Source organism: Paenibacillus anaericanus, assembly GCF_003994475.1.
Taxonomy (GTDB): domain Bacteria; phylum Bacillota; class Bacilli; order Paenibacillales; family Paenibacillaceae; genus Fontibacillus; species Fontibacillus anaericanus.
In genome coordinates, this window is sequence record NZ_RZNY01000033.1 from 1 (window position 1) to 16,649 (window position 16,649).

Sequence of the window (16,649 nt, forward strand, 5' to 3'; positions counted from 1 at the left end):
CAGTTGATCCGGATGTATAAATCACATAAGCTAGCTGACGCGAATCGCCGAGCGGCTCCAGATTGTCCACTTGCTCCGCTCCGTACCCGCTCTTCTCCGATACATTCATCCACTCGCCATGCCATGAACCAAGTTTCTCCCGTAGCTCACTGAGTGACTTATCTTGTGTCAGCACGATCGTTGCTCCGCTATCTTGCAGCATGTATCCCATACGCTCCGCCGGGAAGTCTGGCGCGATTGGTAGGTAAGCGCCGCCTGCTTTGAGCACAGCAAGTAGCGAGACCATCATCTCCGCCGAGCGCTCCATTACAATCGCTACGATCACATCCGCCCTAACACCTTTTTGTCGAAGTCGCCGCGCTAGCTGATTTGCTCTCTCGTTCAGTTCTTTGAAGGTCAACGTGCTGGAATCCATCCGCCAAGCGACCTTCTCAGGTTGCTGGTATGTCTGTTCTTCGAACAGTCCATGCAACGTTGCCTCGCGGCGATATTCCGCAGCTGTGTCGTTGAATCCGCGAAGCAATTGCTCCTTCTCCTCCAAACTCATCATCTCCAGCTTCTCCATCGTCCGTTCTGGGTGCGTCGCTACTTCTTCCACAAGCTGGACAAACCGCTCGGCGAACCGCTCCATTGTCTCTCTTCGAAACAAGTTGGTGTTATATTCCAGCACACAATCCAATTGTCCGGCGGTACCCGGAAATACATCCCATTTCATATCGAGCTTAGAGGTTGTGCAGGGTATGTCCAATTGACTGAATCGAACTCCCCCCCCTTCAAAATCCACTTTCCTATCCATTTGATTATGAAAAATAAGCATGGTATCGAACAAAGGATTACGAGAACGGTCTTGCACGAGTCTACAATTCGCAACAATTTCTTCAAACGGCATTTTCTGATGATCGTACGCGTCCAGAAGCGTATCGTTCGTCTTGTGCAATAAATCGATGAATGGCTGTTCCGTATGCACTTCTTGACGAATCGGCAAGAAATTGTTGAACATGCCGACGGTCTTGCTCGTTTCTGTGTGAAGCCTTCCAGCCATTAACGCTCCGATGATGATATCCGTTTGCGATGTATATTTGTGCAGCAGCAATGTATAAATGGATAATAATACCGCGTATTCTGTGACCCCGTAGACACTTGATAGCTTATTAAGCCGACGAACGGTTCGGACCGGGATCGACAATCTTATCTGATCTCCCTCGAAGGTCCGTTCTGTTGGACGAATGTGATCAAGGATCATCTCCAGAACTGGGATCGGTCTTTCGAGACGCTTCTTCCAGTAACTATGATGCCGTTCCATCCTTTCCATGCTTTGTTCACGGATAGACCACAATGCATAATCTTTATACTGTATCGGGACTGCTCCTAACGTTTCCCCTTTGTAAAGTATTATGAATTCCTCAATCAGTACATTCAGCGAGATACCATCGCATACCATGTGGTGTGTGTCCAGAAGCAGGACATGACGGTCCTCCACCACCCGGATGGCTTGGGCGCGGAATATTGGCGCCTTCGACAGTTCGAAAGGTCGAACGAATCGTTCTACTAATTCGGGGAGCTCTTGTTCATTCCCATTTACCACATCAAGTGCAAACGATACTTGATCTTCAATTTTTTGCACCACTTCGCCATTTAAGTTGTGAAACGAAGTGTGTAGCGACTCATGCCTGCTGACCAGCGTTCGAAGCGCTTGTCCCACGCGATCTAGATCGATAGATCCCGATACGCTCAGTGCAACTGGAATATTGTATGTGGTGACGATACCCCCCAACTGCTCTTGCATATAAACCCGGCTCTGTGAGCTCGTTATTGGATAATAAGGGAGATACTCGGCCTTGCCGATTACGCTCTTACTCTCTGTCTCAGATGTCCGCACTAGGTTGGCCAGTTCGCGTATCGTAGGAGCAGAATAGATCTGTCTGATTGAAAATTGAATACCGAATCTCTCCGTTACTGCGGATACAAGCATCATCGCTTTCAAAGAATTGATGCCAATGTCCAGTAAAGAATCGTCCACATTCAAGGGTCCTGTATTCAATACATCCGAGCAAATACATTGCAGGACTTGCTCGGTCTCATCCTCCGACCACTCAGCCTCGCACTGCTGCACTGCATCATGCTTGATTTGACGAAGCGCTTCCTTTTCCTGCTCAAATTGCCCACTCTGGTACTGCTCTGCAAGAATATATCGCTGCAATTTACCGCTAGTGGTCTTCGGCAGTTGTTTAACAGGCAGCACCCAACCAACCTCGTGGCCCGCACGTTCGCGAATGCACCTCTCCACTGTTTCCGCCAGAGGTGCGAATGACTGTATGCTGCCGCGATAAATGGCAAATACGATGATTTCATCAGTTTGTAATTGTTCGTTAAAAGCACCACATACTGCGACTCTTCGTAATTTCCCTCCCTCCATCTCTTCGATGAGTTGCTCCAAATCATGCGGATACACATTTTGTCCATTTACGAACAGAATGTCCTTCTTTCTGCCTGTTACGACTAGACGTCCATTCCGCATAAATCCGAGATCACCTGTCTTTAGCCAACCATCCACTGTAATCGTCTTATCCGTGGAGATTGGATCGCGATAATATCCGCTTGTCACATTCGGACCCTTGATTTGAATTTCTCCTATAGTTTTTTCTGGCAACAGGTTCCCGCCATCATCGCATATCTGGATTTGGCAATCGTTCACCGGCATACCGACATCGACAAACGACAAAGCGGCAAGTTCACTTGATTCTTCAAATATTTCCTTGACCAGTTCTCCGATTGCGGTCTCACGGTCGATTCGAACCTCTAGAAGCGGTTCATCAACGGGAGGAAACATAACCGCAAGACTTGCCTCCGCCATTCCGTAAACCGGGAATGCAGCGTTAGACCGCAAACCGTAGGAGCCCATCTCTTCCATGAACTGTTGGCTCAGCCTGGCCGATATCGGTTCGGCGCCATTGAATATCAAGCGTACTGCCGACAGATCCCAACCTACTGCTTGATTCTTCTTATAGTAGTTCAAAAAATGATTGTACCCGAAATTCGGTGATGCTAATGTCGTAATACGGTGGTCGCTAGCCTTCTGAAACCACATTGTTGGATGCTGAATAAATAAAGCTGTAGACATCAAATACTGATCCATATTGGCTAGTAGGGGTGTCAAATGAAATCCGATCAAACCCATATCATGCGTGAGCGGCATCCAACTGAGCGAGGAATCGTTATTGGTCGCTTCGGAGCAAGCCACAATCGCCTTCATATTCGTAAGCAGGTTGGAATGTGTTAGCATGACGCCTTTCGGATCTCCAGTCGATCCTGAGGAGAATTGGATGAACGCCAAATCATCTTGTTGGGGTCTGTGAATTTCGCCAGGGGGACCTTCGCACAAATCATCTTTTCCCGTGACCCAAGTCATTTCTCGTAGCTTGGTAAAGAACTCAACTTGCTCTTCCGATTGCTTCTCATCACTCCATTGTCCGAGGAACCTCTCATCCTCGATGACCAGATAGGGCGAGCTAAGCTTTTGAAAGACTTTGATTAGCTTTCGTTTATTTTCTTCGCTAGCACTGGCCGATAACGGGACCGGGATCATACCTCCGAGCTGACAAGCCCAGAACCAGGTCAGAAACAACTCCTGATCCTCCAGCAGGAATACAATTTCACAACCCCTCTGAAGTCCCTTATCCTGTATACGTCTTAACAACGCTGACGAACGCTGTAACAGTTCTCCATACGATAGGGTTTCTTCCTTCCCTCCGCGAATAAAGATTATCCCTTTGGCGCTGTCTCTTCGGATCAGTAAGAGCTCGACTAAACTTGTCATTCCGCTATTCCTCCTCGTTGTAACAGTCGTGAATGAATTTTTCCTACTAAATGCTCTGCATGTTCGTGAAGGAAAAAGTGCCCCCCTTCGTAATTAAAGGCTTCGCATCTGTTTGTCGTATGCTCGCTCCATTGCAACGGATCATAATCCCCGTCCTGTAAACCCGAGAAAACAGTAATACCGCAAGACAATCGTTGGCGTCTCTCATTAAACCGATAATTTTCAGACGCTTTATAATCCGATTTCAAAATCGGCAAGAACAAAGATAACAGCTGTTCATTCTCAAAAAACTGCGGCGGTGTTCCCCCCAATGCTTGAATCTTTGCTAGAAACTGATCGTCTGGCAATTGGTGTATATTCTTATCTTCTAACACATGTGGAGCTGATCTCCCTGATACAAAGAGATGGGCTGGCTGTGGATACCCCATACTGTCCAGCTTGTGGCTCATCTCATAGGCGATAATACTGCCCAAACTATGCCCGAACAGTGCATATGGACCGCAGTCGAGATGCGGAATTAGCAAATGCTGAACATTCTCCACCATCTCTTCGACGGAGGTCAGCAACGGTTCGCCGAAGCGCCTTCCTCTTCCCGGAAGTTCGACAGTGACAAGCCGAATTGAAGAAGGAAGTAAGCTTGTCCACCTTTCGTAAACCGATGCGGAAGCTCCTGCGTATGGAAAGAAAAATAGATTTAATCTCGTCATACTCCCGCCCCCCCTTTATTAATCGTACTTACGTAATTCTTTCAAAAAATACACACAAATCGCTGCTACTAGCGTTAATCCTAATCCATTAAGCATCAATACGAGGTCAGCGCCGTATAGGTCGGAGAACACGCCGGATAAAATGATTCCCACTGGTGTGGCGAGGCTAGAAAGTGATCCAATGGTCCCGAACACACGGCCCTGATATTCGGCATTCACTTCTGTTCGCAACATTACCGTTACGATGACGGTGCCGATTGCCAGAATAAATCCAATGAGAAAGACAAACGGGATTGATAAATAAACATGGTGTATAGAAGCAAGCAACATCAAATTCGGTCCAGCCAGCAAGATCGCTAGACTCACCCACAGTCCGCGCTTTACAAGCTTACTGCCCATGAATGCGATAAGCCCCGCTCCCGATGCATATCCAATTGGAATGATTGCCTCCAACATACCGAATTGCCACGGAGTCGCCTGCCAAACTGTTACAGCGAGCACTTGGAATACCATCATCGAAGCGACAAAAAACACCATAATCGATGGTAAGAGGATAGAAACTGAGCGTGCAATGGAGTGTGTACGGATATAAGAAAGGCCGTGCTTGAAATCCGCCCAGAAACCCATCTTTTCCTCATCCAGCCGCTCATGTTTTGGAAAAGAACCGGACATACTCACACAACAAGCAGAGATGATGAATGCAACGCTAACACCGATAACCGATGCAGGTCCTCCAAAAATGGCGACTGCTGCCCCTCCGAGCGACAACCCAGCCAGTCGTGCCAGCGTATCCGTAATTTGCATCAGACTCGTTGCCCGCTGAATTTGATCTTTTCCCACAATATAAATCAGCGATGAGGCAAACGCAGGATTATGGAATTGCGAAGCCGCGCTGATCAACGCCAGCAGTGCGATCAACCACCACCATGCATTGCCTTCCCCAAAGGTAAAGACCGCGGCTACTCCCGCAATTAGTAACGCCCGGAGAATATCCATACTAAGCATGATCATCCGGCGATTATAGCGATCAGCGAGTGTTCCTGCTATACTTCCCAGGACGAGGCCACTTATCATCTGAATCAGCATGATCGTCATCATCGCCTTCGCGCTACCCGTTGTCGTTAGCACCCAGTAACCAATTACAATGGAGTGGAATCCTTCGCCAGTAATTGATAAAGTACTTCCCGCATAAATCCACAAAAATGTTCGATTATACAGAAGCGACTTCGGCTGAGAATGCAAGACTGTTTCCTGCGATTGAGTAGCTACTAAAGCGTCAGAGTTCATTGGACACACTCTCCTTCGGCATCGACAATGTGCTGGAACTCTTCTAGGAACATATTCGTAAGTTGATATATGTTAGCCACCGAATATTGTGAGGCATTGAACAAGTGTGCAGCATGTGCGAGAGGGTAGTAACTAAGCATTGGGTTTATATTAAAACCGTTGGTCTGTACTTGGATGGATGGAAGGACAGGGAGGATAAGTAGGATAACTTCATGATCGATGAATTTGTGAACCATGTATTGAAAAATAATATTATTCATTCATGTCCCCCTAACATTAATTATTTGAATACATGGACTCGCTAAAACAAAGAGAAAGCGCTAACAAATCTTTTGTCAGAGGATACTTAAAATTATTATGCAAACGTTCGCGCAAACAGACCTGGATGTTCATACAAATAATTACTTTAAAATCAAGTATTACTAATTTCATTATATTTTGGCTTAATGATCTAGTCAACGATCATTTTTCCAAAAAAAGAATGTCACTTTATCTCCCTGACTTAAACACATAAAGTTGGATATTAAGTGGGAGAATGCCTATCTATGTATAGCGGGAAAACAGAAGCCTTAGCTTCTAAAATCGACAAAAAAATACAGCATTCAGCCGTAGAGTCGACAAATTGAATGCTGCATTTTATTCCATTTAAACTGTGACTCGAGAAATGGTCACTTTGAAAAAGCGACCATTTCTCGAGTCATTTTTCGTTAATAGTCGTAGTACATGAATAGACATTACCTATATGCATTACGAGCATGGGCAATATTGGTTTATACTTTCAATCTATATATCGCCTTGTTCTCCAACCCTCGGATAAATGGCGTCCACTCCTCCGTAACCGGAGTCGTAGCAAGAGCATCCTCCACCATCTGCATTTTAGCATCAAGCGAATCGATATGATGCAGGGCAACAGCCTCGGCTGTCTGCGGCTGAACAGGACTCCCCCATTCACCCAAGTTGTGGTGCGACAACACTAGATGTTGCAAACCGAGCACCTTATGCGAATCTAGATCGTAACCTAAGCGGATCGCCGCCTCCGTAATCCAATTTGAGGCCATCGAGATATGACCAACTAATTTACCTTTAACACTATATTCAGACACAATACCGAGCTGGGCAACCATTTCTTCTGGTTTGGCAATATCATGTAGAATGATTCCCGCCTTCAAGAAATCTGAATTCAGAAACGGTCGTTGCTTGCATAGAAAATCTCCGATTTCTAGCATACGTACCATATGATAAGCGAGTCCCGCAAAATAATCATGATGATGCATTTTGGCTGCTGGATAATGCATCAATTTCTCTTCCACTTTATCCACACAGAAGGATACGATTGCCGCAATCTCCTCATCGGAAATACTGGCGATTGCTCCCTGGATCGTATGAATCAGATCGATAGGCCTGATTGGCGCAGATCGAACGAAATCAGTCAACGATACCCCATCCGCTTCAGTAGCAGGCCGGATTTTCGTAATTTTAACCTGTAGTCTCTCCCGATAGGTGTGAGCAACACCTTGTATCTTTACCAGCCCCATTGGAAAAAAGGTCTCTTTATCGGTAGCCGAAGCATCCCAATATTTCGCCGATATCTGCCCACTGGAATCACATAACATGATATCAAAATAATCCTTAGGTGGCGTACTATTTGTCTGTTTAATTTCGAGTTCCTTCAATAAATAAAATCCAACAATCTCGTCTTGACTGCTAAGCTGGTTGATCAATGTCACGTATATTCCTCCCAGAAATGATAGGTTCATTATATAACTTTCAAATGAAATTAAACCTGCATCAAAACAATAAATCCCCCTTACTGGCGGGATTTAAGTTATATTCTGTATTGTACCACAAATCTGAGAGTTGCCCGATGACAAGCGCTTATAAGACGGCTCTAGTTAATCTCGAACTGCATGTGTATTCTGAAATATCTCAACTTCCTCTAATGATGATACCTGCTGAGCCCCGCCTACACGTTGCGTAGATAATGCCCCACATGCATTGGCAAAGAGTAGCAACTCTTGCCCACGTTTTCCATTTAGATATCCATGAATTAGTCCGGCATTAAAGGAGTCGCCCGCACCCGTTGTATCGATTGGTGTGATCTTATAGGAATTAACTTCAACAAGCTGTTTATCCTCACCATAGAGCGTTGCACCAGTAGATCCTCTTTTTACCGCAACTCCATGATGTCCTTCGGGTAGTAAAGGCCAAACTTCGTCTAGTGTAGACACTCCATAGATATGAAGCAGTTCCTCTTCACTAGGGATAAAGAGATCTGTCTCTCCTAGCAGAGAATGAATCCCTACCCTAACCCATTGATTACGAACATCCCAACCTGTATCAAAGGAAGTGGTGGCTCCATTTTTCCGAACCCGATCAAATATCCCCTGCCAATGATCCCTCATCCCGTCTTGTAAGAAGTAGGAACCAAAATGAACATGGTCTGCCTCTTCAAACAGAGATTCCGGCATATCTCTAGGTGCAAGATCAGAGATACTTCCCATAAAGGTAAGTAAACCCCTGTCTTGAGGAGTAGAGAGGGATAATGTAACTCCCGTCTTCGCGGTCTCTTTCTTAATAATCCCGTCCGTGTTTACACCCTTACTTTGCAACTGCTCGATACAATAATTCCCGAATTCATCATTTCCAACAACACTTACGAAGCGTACATCCATTCCTAGACCCGCAAGTGCACACGCAGTTATCGCAGATGAAGATCCAAGAACGATATCGAACGAGTCCACTAATTTCTCTCGGTTCCACTCTGGGATCACATCGGTTCCAGTTACGATCATATCCACATTCAATTCACCAAGCACGTATACCGTCTTCATCAGATATCCCTAACCTTTCTAAACTACACTAATTCAGTTCTTTAACCAACTCAGTAAACTTTGCTCTAACAATGTCAGCAAGAATCGCGGGTTCAAGCTCCATCTGTAGGCCAATCTTTCCGGCGCTAACAGCCATCAACGCCAGTCGCTCTGCACTGTTATCAATAAAGGTTGGATAAAGTTTCTTCATCCCCACCGGGGAGCAACCGCCGCGAATATACCCTGTCCATTTCAATAAATCCTTGACCGGGAGCATTTCGATTTTCTTCTCTCCTGCTGCCTTAGCTGCCTTCTTTAAATCAAGTTCACTAGCTACCGGTATGACAAATACGTAAAGGTTGGGTCCGCTATGTGCTACAAGTGTTTTAAATACACCCTCGGGTGCTCTGCCAATTTTCTCAGCTACCGCTGTTCCATGGATCAATCCATCCTCATTGTCATAAGAAATGACTTCATATGATATCTTCTTCGCATCAAGCATTCGCATAGCATTCGTTTTCGTTACTTGCATAATCAATCTACCTTTCTGGTTTCCTATTCATAGGACTTGTTTGTCTGCTTAAATCACTGATTCTAGCCTACTGAATAAGAAATCGAAAAGCAATATTATACAGAATATTTATCGAACGATATCGGATTTCCGTTTATAGTAGCTGCCCTCTTACCACCTGTATGAAGTTGTAGCCGATCTCCTCTTAAGCTTGTATAATCAGCCTGAAGTGGGTTTGTTTCACCTACACTGAATTTCGGTGGTTGTCCAATCATCTTGTTGGCAAACTCCTCGAATCGGATGATTCCAAGCTCTGCAGCATCCTTCACACTTACGGCTTCTACTACGATTCCACCCGGTAGCCCTTCGGCTGAAACCTCAATGAATCCACCTCGGTCTATCAGCTCATATGGATGGGATAAGTAGGCGGCAAAGTAGCAATTACCCACCTTTCCAAACAGTGCCCGTTGTTTCTGTAGCCATTCTCCCTTTGGCAGTACGCCAATCAATTGGTTTGGTTCTCCGAACGGAACCGGATAAAGCTCCATAACAACACTCTGATGGAATAAAACTTCTCCATAGCGGCTTTGATGGCGGAGATCACCTTCGTTATAACCTTGACCCGGGTTGAAAAAATAAAGTTGGTTCGTACCATCCAACCCGCTCAGCGGTAGAGAATACGTCCAGCGAAGCTGCTCATTATCGAATTCCTCTACCCGCTCCCACATCCCACCCACTGCATATTCCTCTGTAATATAGGCGTAAGAATGTAACAACGGCTGAGATTCGGGAACAGTTGGAATAACTTTCTGTGTCACTTTGGCTACTTCCACCGGAATGTTGCGATCCAGCGCCACCTTACGTGCATTCGCTGGCGCCTCATAGAACAGAAACCCCGCATACTCTGTACGCGGCATAACTTCAGGCAACTGGAAATCGCCGAATTGTACATAATCATGAAGGACATTGGCATCACCCGGAACATCATGTGGCCATCCCCTGGAATGTGCCCCGACCCATGAACCCTGAAGATAAAATTGCGCCCGTTCACTCCACAAGTGATCTAGCATTTCCTTTAATCTAGTGTGGAGATCACTATCTTCCGCATCTGCGAACTCCAACGCACAGGTAAAAGCCTGCACCCAATGCCAGAACCAAGGTAGACAACCATACTCCGGCATTCCTTTTGCCCGAATATAGGTGAGCGTTTCCTCAAGACTTCGTCTGCCATCCTCCACTAGCTCAACGTCGTTAAACAATGTACCAAATATGATTTTTGCCGCTGTATACTTGGCTTCGTGATGCCCATAAGTTATAACCGGTTTACGGAAGAAGTCACTGTTGTAAATATGTATAAATGCGGTTTGAAATTCAATTTGCAGATCGGTGCTCAGCCGTTCTCCATACTCTCTGAAGAAGTAAGCCATTAGACCACCCATGATTTCAACAGGCAGTTCATGCGGCGGCGCCTCTCTAGGAACTGGATGTAGTCCAAGCGGCCAATGACCATATAACTCAGTACCGGGTTGCCGATTTTGCAACATTAAAACTTCTAACAGTACTGCTTCCGCTTTATTCTTGGCTACCTTCCGGTCGAAAGAAACCTCTGCTTGAATATCTACTGCAGCAGCAAACAAATAAGAAGCATAATAAAAATTGTTGCGTACATCGTTATGAAACCATAAGCTACTCTCCAGCAACGGGTTATGATACGCCGCCTCTGCAATTTTGTGAATGAGCTCAGTCTGTCTTTTCTTATACGGGTTTTGAGCCTTGTGAAGTTCCTCCATGAATGAACACCTCTCCAATTTATATAACATATCCTCTGTTAGTTCAGATCTTCCTTACCCATGAAACTTTAAGTCAGTTTAGCTTCTATTGTGCATACTTATGTTCCATTTTGCAACCATACGAACCACTAAATAAACCTAAATAAACATATAACTAGAATATGAACTTGCAAAATGAACTTAAATGGAGTAAATTGTACTTATACGCACAACAAATATATCTGACAGGAGATTGAATATCTAATGGAAAGACGTTATGCTTCACACCCAAATGAGGTCAAAAAGTTTGATACCGAGCGGCTCCGCGAGGAGTTTCACATCCCTACTATATTTGCTCCCGATGAGCTGAAACTCGTACTAACCCACGAAGACCGAATGATTGTCGGTGGCGCACAGCCAGTTACGAAAGAAGTTATTCTTACAACAGACATGAAGGAACTAGGAGTAACCTACTTCTTAGAACGCCGTGAGATGGGAATCATCAATATAGGTGGCAAAGGTACTGTGGTCGTAGACGGAACAGAATATGAAATAGATACAAAAGAATGTCTATATGTAGGCCAAGGATCCAAAGATGTCATATTTAAAAGCGTGGATGCTGCTAAACCAGCGAAATTCTATCTGAACTCAGCTCCTGCACACCAATCCTTTCCTACAACCAAGACAACGTTAGCTGAATCTGAATCTGGAGAACTTGGTGATATCAAGAATTCGAATGAGCGTACGATTCATCGCCTTATTCATGCCAATGGCGTACAAAGTGCACAACTCGTCATGGGTATGACTCAACTGAAACCAGGAAACATGTGGAACACGATGCCTGCACATACACATCCTAGACGTATGGAAGCTTACATGTACTTTGATCTTCCAGATGATTCTGTTGTAATCCATCTCATGGGTGAGCCGAGCGAAACTCGTCACATTGTGATGCGTAATGAGCAAGCCGTAATCTCCCCTAGCTGGTCGATCCACAGCGGTGTTGGAACAAGCAATTATACATTTATCTGGAGCATGGCCGGAGATAACAAAAGATATGATGATATGGACCCTGTCTCCATAAAAGAACTACAATAGAGATAAATTACTTATGGAAAGAAGAGGCAGGTTATGAACCCTATACGACGATACGAAATGATTATGGAAGTTCTGCTAAATAAAAAGGATGTAACGGTGAATGAGCTGAGCGATCGACTCCAGGTAACGGGGAAAACGATCCGCGAGGATTTAAGCAAGCTTGAGGAGCAGGGTTTGATCGTGCGTGTGCATGGCGGAGCTGTGCTGGCGCAGAGCGACCAATTTGGTATTCTACCCTCTAAGAAACCTCTCGATAAATATTCCGAGGAAAAAACGGAGATTGCGCTGCGCGCACTTGCTCATATTGAAGAGGACGACATTGTGGCTCTGGACGGCGGAAGTACGACACTTGAAATTGCCCGTCGGCTTGACAATATACCTCTGACCGTTGTCACCAATGATGTGTACATCATTAGCGAACTTGCTCCAAAAGATAATATTCGTTTAGTCGTACCCGGTGGTTATCGTGTCCGCAATATGCTGGCAGGACCTGAAGCCGTCTCTTACGTGCAAAAGCTTAATATTAAAAAAGCATTTCTCTCGGCCACAGCCGTTCATATCGAGAATGGACTTTCCATTTTCACAGGAGATTTAATTGAATTCAAACAGGCTCTCGTATCCACATCGCGCGAAGTATTCGCCGTTGTAAATCATCATAAATTTGGACACACTGCACTGCGCACGTTCGCTTCCCTACAGGAGGTCGACGCCATTCTTACGGATAAAGGCCTCTCTTCTGAGACGGCAGAGCAATTCCGTAGTGCAGGGGTAACGATCGAATGCTAATGGAGCAGGCTTTCTAATTCAGCAATTAAAGGGGCGACTAATATTATGTCATCATTATTCAGCTTATCAGGAAAAACAGCACTCGTAACAGGAGCAGCTAGTGGGCTCGGACAAGGTATTGCATTAGCATTTGCTGAGGCAGGCGCAGATATCGTATCTGCTTCACTTACTTCAAGTGATGATACTGTGAAGGCTGCGGAAGCCTTTGGCGTAAAAGCACTTGGAATTGAAGCTGACCTTGGAGACCACAGCACACTTCAAGCTACCTTTGATGAAGCTCTAAAACTTACCGGCCATATTGATATTCTTGTAAACAATGCGGGTATCATCCGTCGTACGCCTGCCAAAGATCACAGTGAGAAAGATTGGTTCGACGTGATTAATTTGAACCTAAACACCGTATTCCTCTTATCGCAGATTGCTGGTCGTCACTATCTAGAAAGAAAATCCGGTAAAATCATCAACATTTGCTCTATGCTCTCCTACCAAGGTGGTATCAACGTACCTGGTTACACTGCTAGTAAGCACGGTGTAGCTGGTCTGACCAAAGCATTCGCCAATGAGTGGGCAGGATCTGGCATTAACATTAACGCTATTGCTCCAGGGTACATGGCGACTGACAATACAGCTCAAATTCGTGCCGATGAGAACCGTTCTAATTCTATTCTTGAGCGTATTCCTGCTGCACGTTGGGGTACTCCTGAAGATGTTAAAGGCCCTGCAGTCTTCCTTGCATCCGCTGCTTCCGATTACCTTAATGGTCATGTACTAGCTGTTGATGGTGGATGGTTGGCTAGATAATCTACTCCAAATCATGAATTAGCAACCCCGGTACCTTATGGTGCCGGGGTTGCCTGTGTCTTCTACTTTTATTTATACTCTTATTCCTTTACTATGTAGGGATAAGGCTTGAAAGTGAGGATTCATACTATGAGACCACCGTTAACCCAAGGGGTTATTAAATTGTTCGACGATATAAAGCCACGTCCAAGCGGTTCCCGGCCTCTTTTCGATTCAAGGGAGCAACTTCATGTAGAGTTTACCTGCCATCCTTTTCCTTACGGATATCATAAATATATGTTTGGCATTGAGATGAAGGTCGGTACTAAACGGATGTATGTTGTACAGAGAATAAGAGAATTTCTCAACCAACTAGAACGCGGTGAACCCTATACATTTACCAAAAATTTCACTTATGTCCCTGAACTGCACGGTTTTCAACAAGAGAATGATAAGGTTATTAAGCAATTAATTAATGTTTATCATCAAGAAGTCATGTACCGTGAAACATTCAGTACTTATTCTGGGATTAGCAACAATATATGTGGAGATCAGATGCTTCTGATCCCTCCTCATCTTTGGGAACCGCTTGTTCTCTTGCTTAGCGCAGCTCCCATGACCAAACTTATACAAGATGAGCTTTCATTTGATCGAATCGCACTATCCGATGAACGGCTCCCACTTCAATTCGAATTTGATCAAGCCCAGGATACAGGTTACCAATTGGAAGTCCAAGGCTTAGAACAAATGATTGTCATGGAATCCTATGGATTAGTTCTTGCAGAAGGAAAGTTGATAAAGCTGCCAGAGCATCAATGCAAACGTCTATCTGAGCTGAAACAACTACTGAATTCCTCTCATAGACATCAAGTTGAAATCGAACCGGAACAAATGGAACCTTTTATGGAGAAAGTCATACCAGGTCTAATGAAACTAGGAAGTGTCCATATTTCAGCTGCCATATCCGATCGCATTGTGCAAACTCCCCTAAAGGCCAAACTTTATTTGGACCGTGTAAGGGACCGTCTACTTGCCGGATTGGAATTTCAATATGGAGATATGATCATCAATCCACTTGAAGAACACTCCACAAGACGAGGAACTAATATAATCCTCATGAGAGATGGAGAACAGGAAAGACGAATTCTCGAGCTTATGGAGCTAAGCTCTTTTGCACGTACAGAGAGTGGCTATTTCATGAATGACGAGGACGGAGAATATGACTTTCTGTACCACATCGTTCCTCAACTAGAGAAGTTGTTAACTATATACGCTACATCAGCTGTAAAGGCAAAACTACACACGGGTCTGACCCCGCCCAAAGTGACGGTTGATGTGGATGAACGAACCGATTGGCTAGAACTCCGATTTGAGATGGATGGCATATCAGAAACGGAAATTCGTAATTTACTCAAATCTCTTCAGGATAAACTCAAGTACCATCGCCTTCCAAATGGAGCGTTGTTGCCACTGGAAAGTGCAGAGTTCCAAGAGATAATCTCTTTAATGAACGAAATGGGCGTTCATAAACGCGATTTGACAGGACCCGAAATCCGTCTTCCTGTTATTCGTGGGCTTCACCTGATCGACTCTCACGATAAACGAAATGCTGTAAAGTTAAGCAAGTCGTTCCGCCAACTGCTTGAAAATATGAGATTTCCTGACAATATGGATTTTCCGGTTCCGAGCTCCCTTGAACATGTACTGCGGGACTATCAGAAATATGGATTCCAGTGGTTAAAGACACTTGCCAATTATCGTTTTGGTGGTATTCTGGCAGATGATATGGGTCTTGGCAAGACATTGCAGAGCATTGCATTCCTTGTCTCTGTACTCCCTGAGATTAGACAGCTGGGGTTACCAGCGTTAATACTCTGCCCTTCCTCGCTTATGTATAACTGGAACAACGAGTTGAAGAAATTTGCCCCAGAAATTGTAGCTGTAATTGCCGATGGTAGCCGTAGTGAACGAGAAATGACCCTCCGAAGTATCTCCGGGGTAGATGTCGTCATTGCTTCCTACCCACTATTGCGCAGAGATATGAAATTGTACGCTAGTCAAAATTTCCATACGCTTATTTTAGATGAAGCACAAGCTTTCAAGAACTATACAACTCAGACTGCACAAGCAGTAAAAGTGATCCAATCGCGTTATCGATTTGCACTTACCGGGACTCCTATAGAGAATAAATTAGAGGAATTATGGTCGATTTTTGACGCTGTTTTTCCGGAGTTATTCCCTGGTAGAAAGGCCTTCAACGATCTATCGCAAGATATCATTGCTAGACGAATCGCACCATTTCTACTACGCCGCTTAAAGACCGACGTACTCAAAGAGCTACCTGAGAAGATCGAAACACTACAAGCCTCAGAACTACTGCCGGAACAGAAAAAGTTATATATCGCCTACTTGGCCAAGCTACAACAGGAAACATTAAAACATTTGGATCAACAGAATTTTCAGCAGAATCGTATCAAGATCCTTGCTGGTTTGACTAGACTTCGCCAGCTTTGTTGCCATCCAGCTTTATTCGTGGATGAGTACACTGGAAGTTCAGCTAAATTTGAACAACTTATGGAAATCATTGAGGAATGTCGAAGTGCTGGCAAGAGAGTGCTCATATTCTCTCAATTCACCCAGATGCTTGGTATTATCCGTAAAGAGTTAGGAGACCAAGGTGTACCCTTGTTCTATCTAGATGGCAGCACTCCTGCCTCTGAACGTGTAGAGTTATGCAACAGGTTCAATGGAGGTGAGCGGGAGCTGTTCCTCGCTTCGTTAAAAGCTGGGGGTACCGGATTAAACCTAACCGGAGCGGATACTGTAATCCTCTATGACCTATGGTGGAATCCTGCTGTAGAGCAGCAAGCAGCCGATCGTGCCCATCGAATCGGGCAAAGAAATGTAGTTCAAGTCATCCGCCTTATCACTCAAGATACGGTTGAGGAGAAAATGTACGAGCTGCAACAGCGAAAAAAAGACCTCATTGATGAAATCATTCAACCAGGTCATGAGGCCTTATCCACACTAACAGAGGAAGACATCCGCGAAATTCTGATGATTTGATATTAGTATATTAAGAAG

General features: G+C 44.8%; 12 protein-coding genes. 4 read left to right on the forward strand and 8 right to left on the reverse strand.

The window, feature by feature from the left end:
• The 8 genes from EJP82_RS24165 to EJP82_RS24200 all read right to left on the reverse strand — a co-directional run.
• Positions 1–3,817 (reverse strand): condensation domain-containing protein (locus EJP82_RS24165; RefSeq protein WP_148125756.1); only part of this gene is annotated, 3,817 nt, incomplete at its 3' end.
• The gene (locus EJP82_RS24170; RefSeq protein ID WP_127194634.1) at positions 3,814–4,524 is read right to left on the reverse strand and encodes a thioesterase II family protein; all 711 of its coding nucleotides are present in this window, start codon (positions 4,522–4,524) and stop codon (positions 3,814–3,816) included. The genes EJP82_RS24165 and EJP82_RS24170, both read right to left, overlap by 4 nt.
• Before the next feature lie 18 nt (positions 4,525–4,542).
• The gene (locus EJP82_RS24175) at positions 4,543–5,811 is read right to left on the reverse strand and encodes an MFS transporter (protein WP_127194635.1); all 1,269 of its coding nucleotides are present in this window, start codon (positions 5,809–5,811) and stop codon (positions 4,543–4,545) included.
• Complete coding sequence (locus EJP82_RS24180) at positions 5,808–6,071, reverse strand: hypothetical protein (protein ID WP_127194636.1); 264 nt, start codon at positions 6,069–6,071, stop codon at positions 5,808–5,810. The genes EJP82_RS24175 and EJP82_RS24180 overlap by 4 nt, the downstream gene beginning before the upstream one ends.
• A 510-nt stretch (positions 6,072–6,581) precedes the next feature.
• Positions 6,582–7,538, reverse strand: coding sequence for a 3'-5' exoribonuclease YhaM family protein (locus tag EJP82_RS24185; RefSeq protein WP_127194637.1), 957 nt, complete (start codon positions 7,536–7,538; stop codon positions 6,582–6,584).
• Positions 7,539–7,703: 165 nt separating this feature from the next.
• Positions 7,704–8,642 carry a carbohydrate kinase family protein gene (locus EJP82_RS24190; RefSeq protein ID WP_127194638.1) on the reverse strand — a complete coding sequence of 313 codons (939 nt, stop codon included), beginning with the start codon at positions 8,640–8,642 and terminating at the stop codon, positions 7,704–7,706.
• A gap of 28 nt (positions 8,643–8,670) precedes the next feature.
• On the reverse strand, positions 8,671–9,153 hold the full coding sequence (ybaK, locus tag EJP82_RS24195) for a Cys-tRNA(Pro) deacylase (RefSeq protein ID WP_127194639.1): 483 nt from the start codon (positions 9,151–9,153) through the stop codon (positions 8,671–8,673).
• A gap of 95 nt (positions 9,154–9,248) precedes the next feature.
• Entirely contained in the window at positions 9,249–10,922 is a 1,674-nt protein-coding gene (locus EJP82_RS24200; RefSeq protein WP_127194640.1) for a hypothetical protein, read from the reverse strand.
• 243 nt (positions 10,923–11,165) lie between these two features.
• On the opposite strand from EJP82_RS24200, the gene kduI reads away from it, so the two are divergent.
• The 4 genes from kduI (at position 11,166) to EJP82_RS24220 (ending at position 16,631) form a co-directional block, all read left to right on the forward strand.
• Positions 11,166–11,999 (forward strand): 5-dehydro-4-deoxy-D-glucuronate isomerase, encoded by an 834-nt coding sequence (gene kduI / locus EJP82_RS24205; RefSeq protein WP_127194641.1) that lies wholly within the window; start codon positions 11,166–11,168, stop codon positions 11,997–11,999.
• A 33-nt stretch (positions 12,000–12,032) separates the two neighbouring features.
• Positions 12,033–12,785, forward strand: coding sequence for a DeoR/GlpR family DNA-binding transcription regulator (locus EJP82_RS24210; protein WP_127194642.1), 753 nt, complete (start codon positions 12,033–12,035; stop codon positions 12,783–12,785).
• 45 nt (positions 12,786–12,830) lie between these two features.
• Positions 12,831–13,586, forward strand: a complete 756-nt coding sequence (kduD, locus tag EJP82_RS24215; RefSeq protein ID WP_127194643.1) for a 2-dehydro-3-deoxy-D-gluconate 5-dehydrogenase KduD — start codon at positions 12,831–12,833, stop codon at positions 13,584–13,586.
• Positions 13,587–13,715: 129 nt separating this feature from the next.
• Entirely contained in the window at positions 13,716–16,631 is a 2,916-nt protein-coding gene (locus tag EJP82_RS24220; protein ID WP_127194644.1) for a DEAD/DEAH box helicase, read from the forward strand.
• The last annotated feature ends 18 nt before the right edge of the window (positions 16,632–16,649 follow it).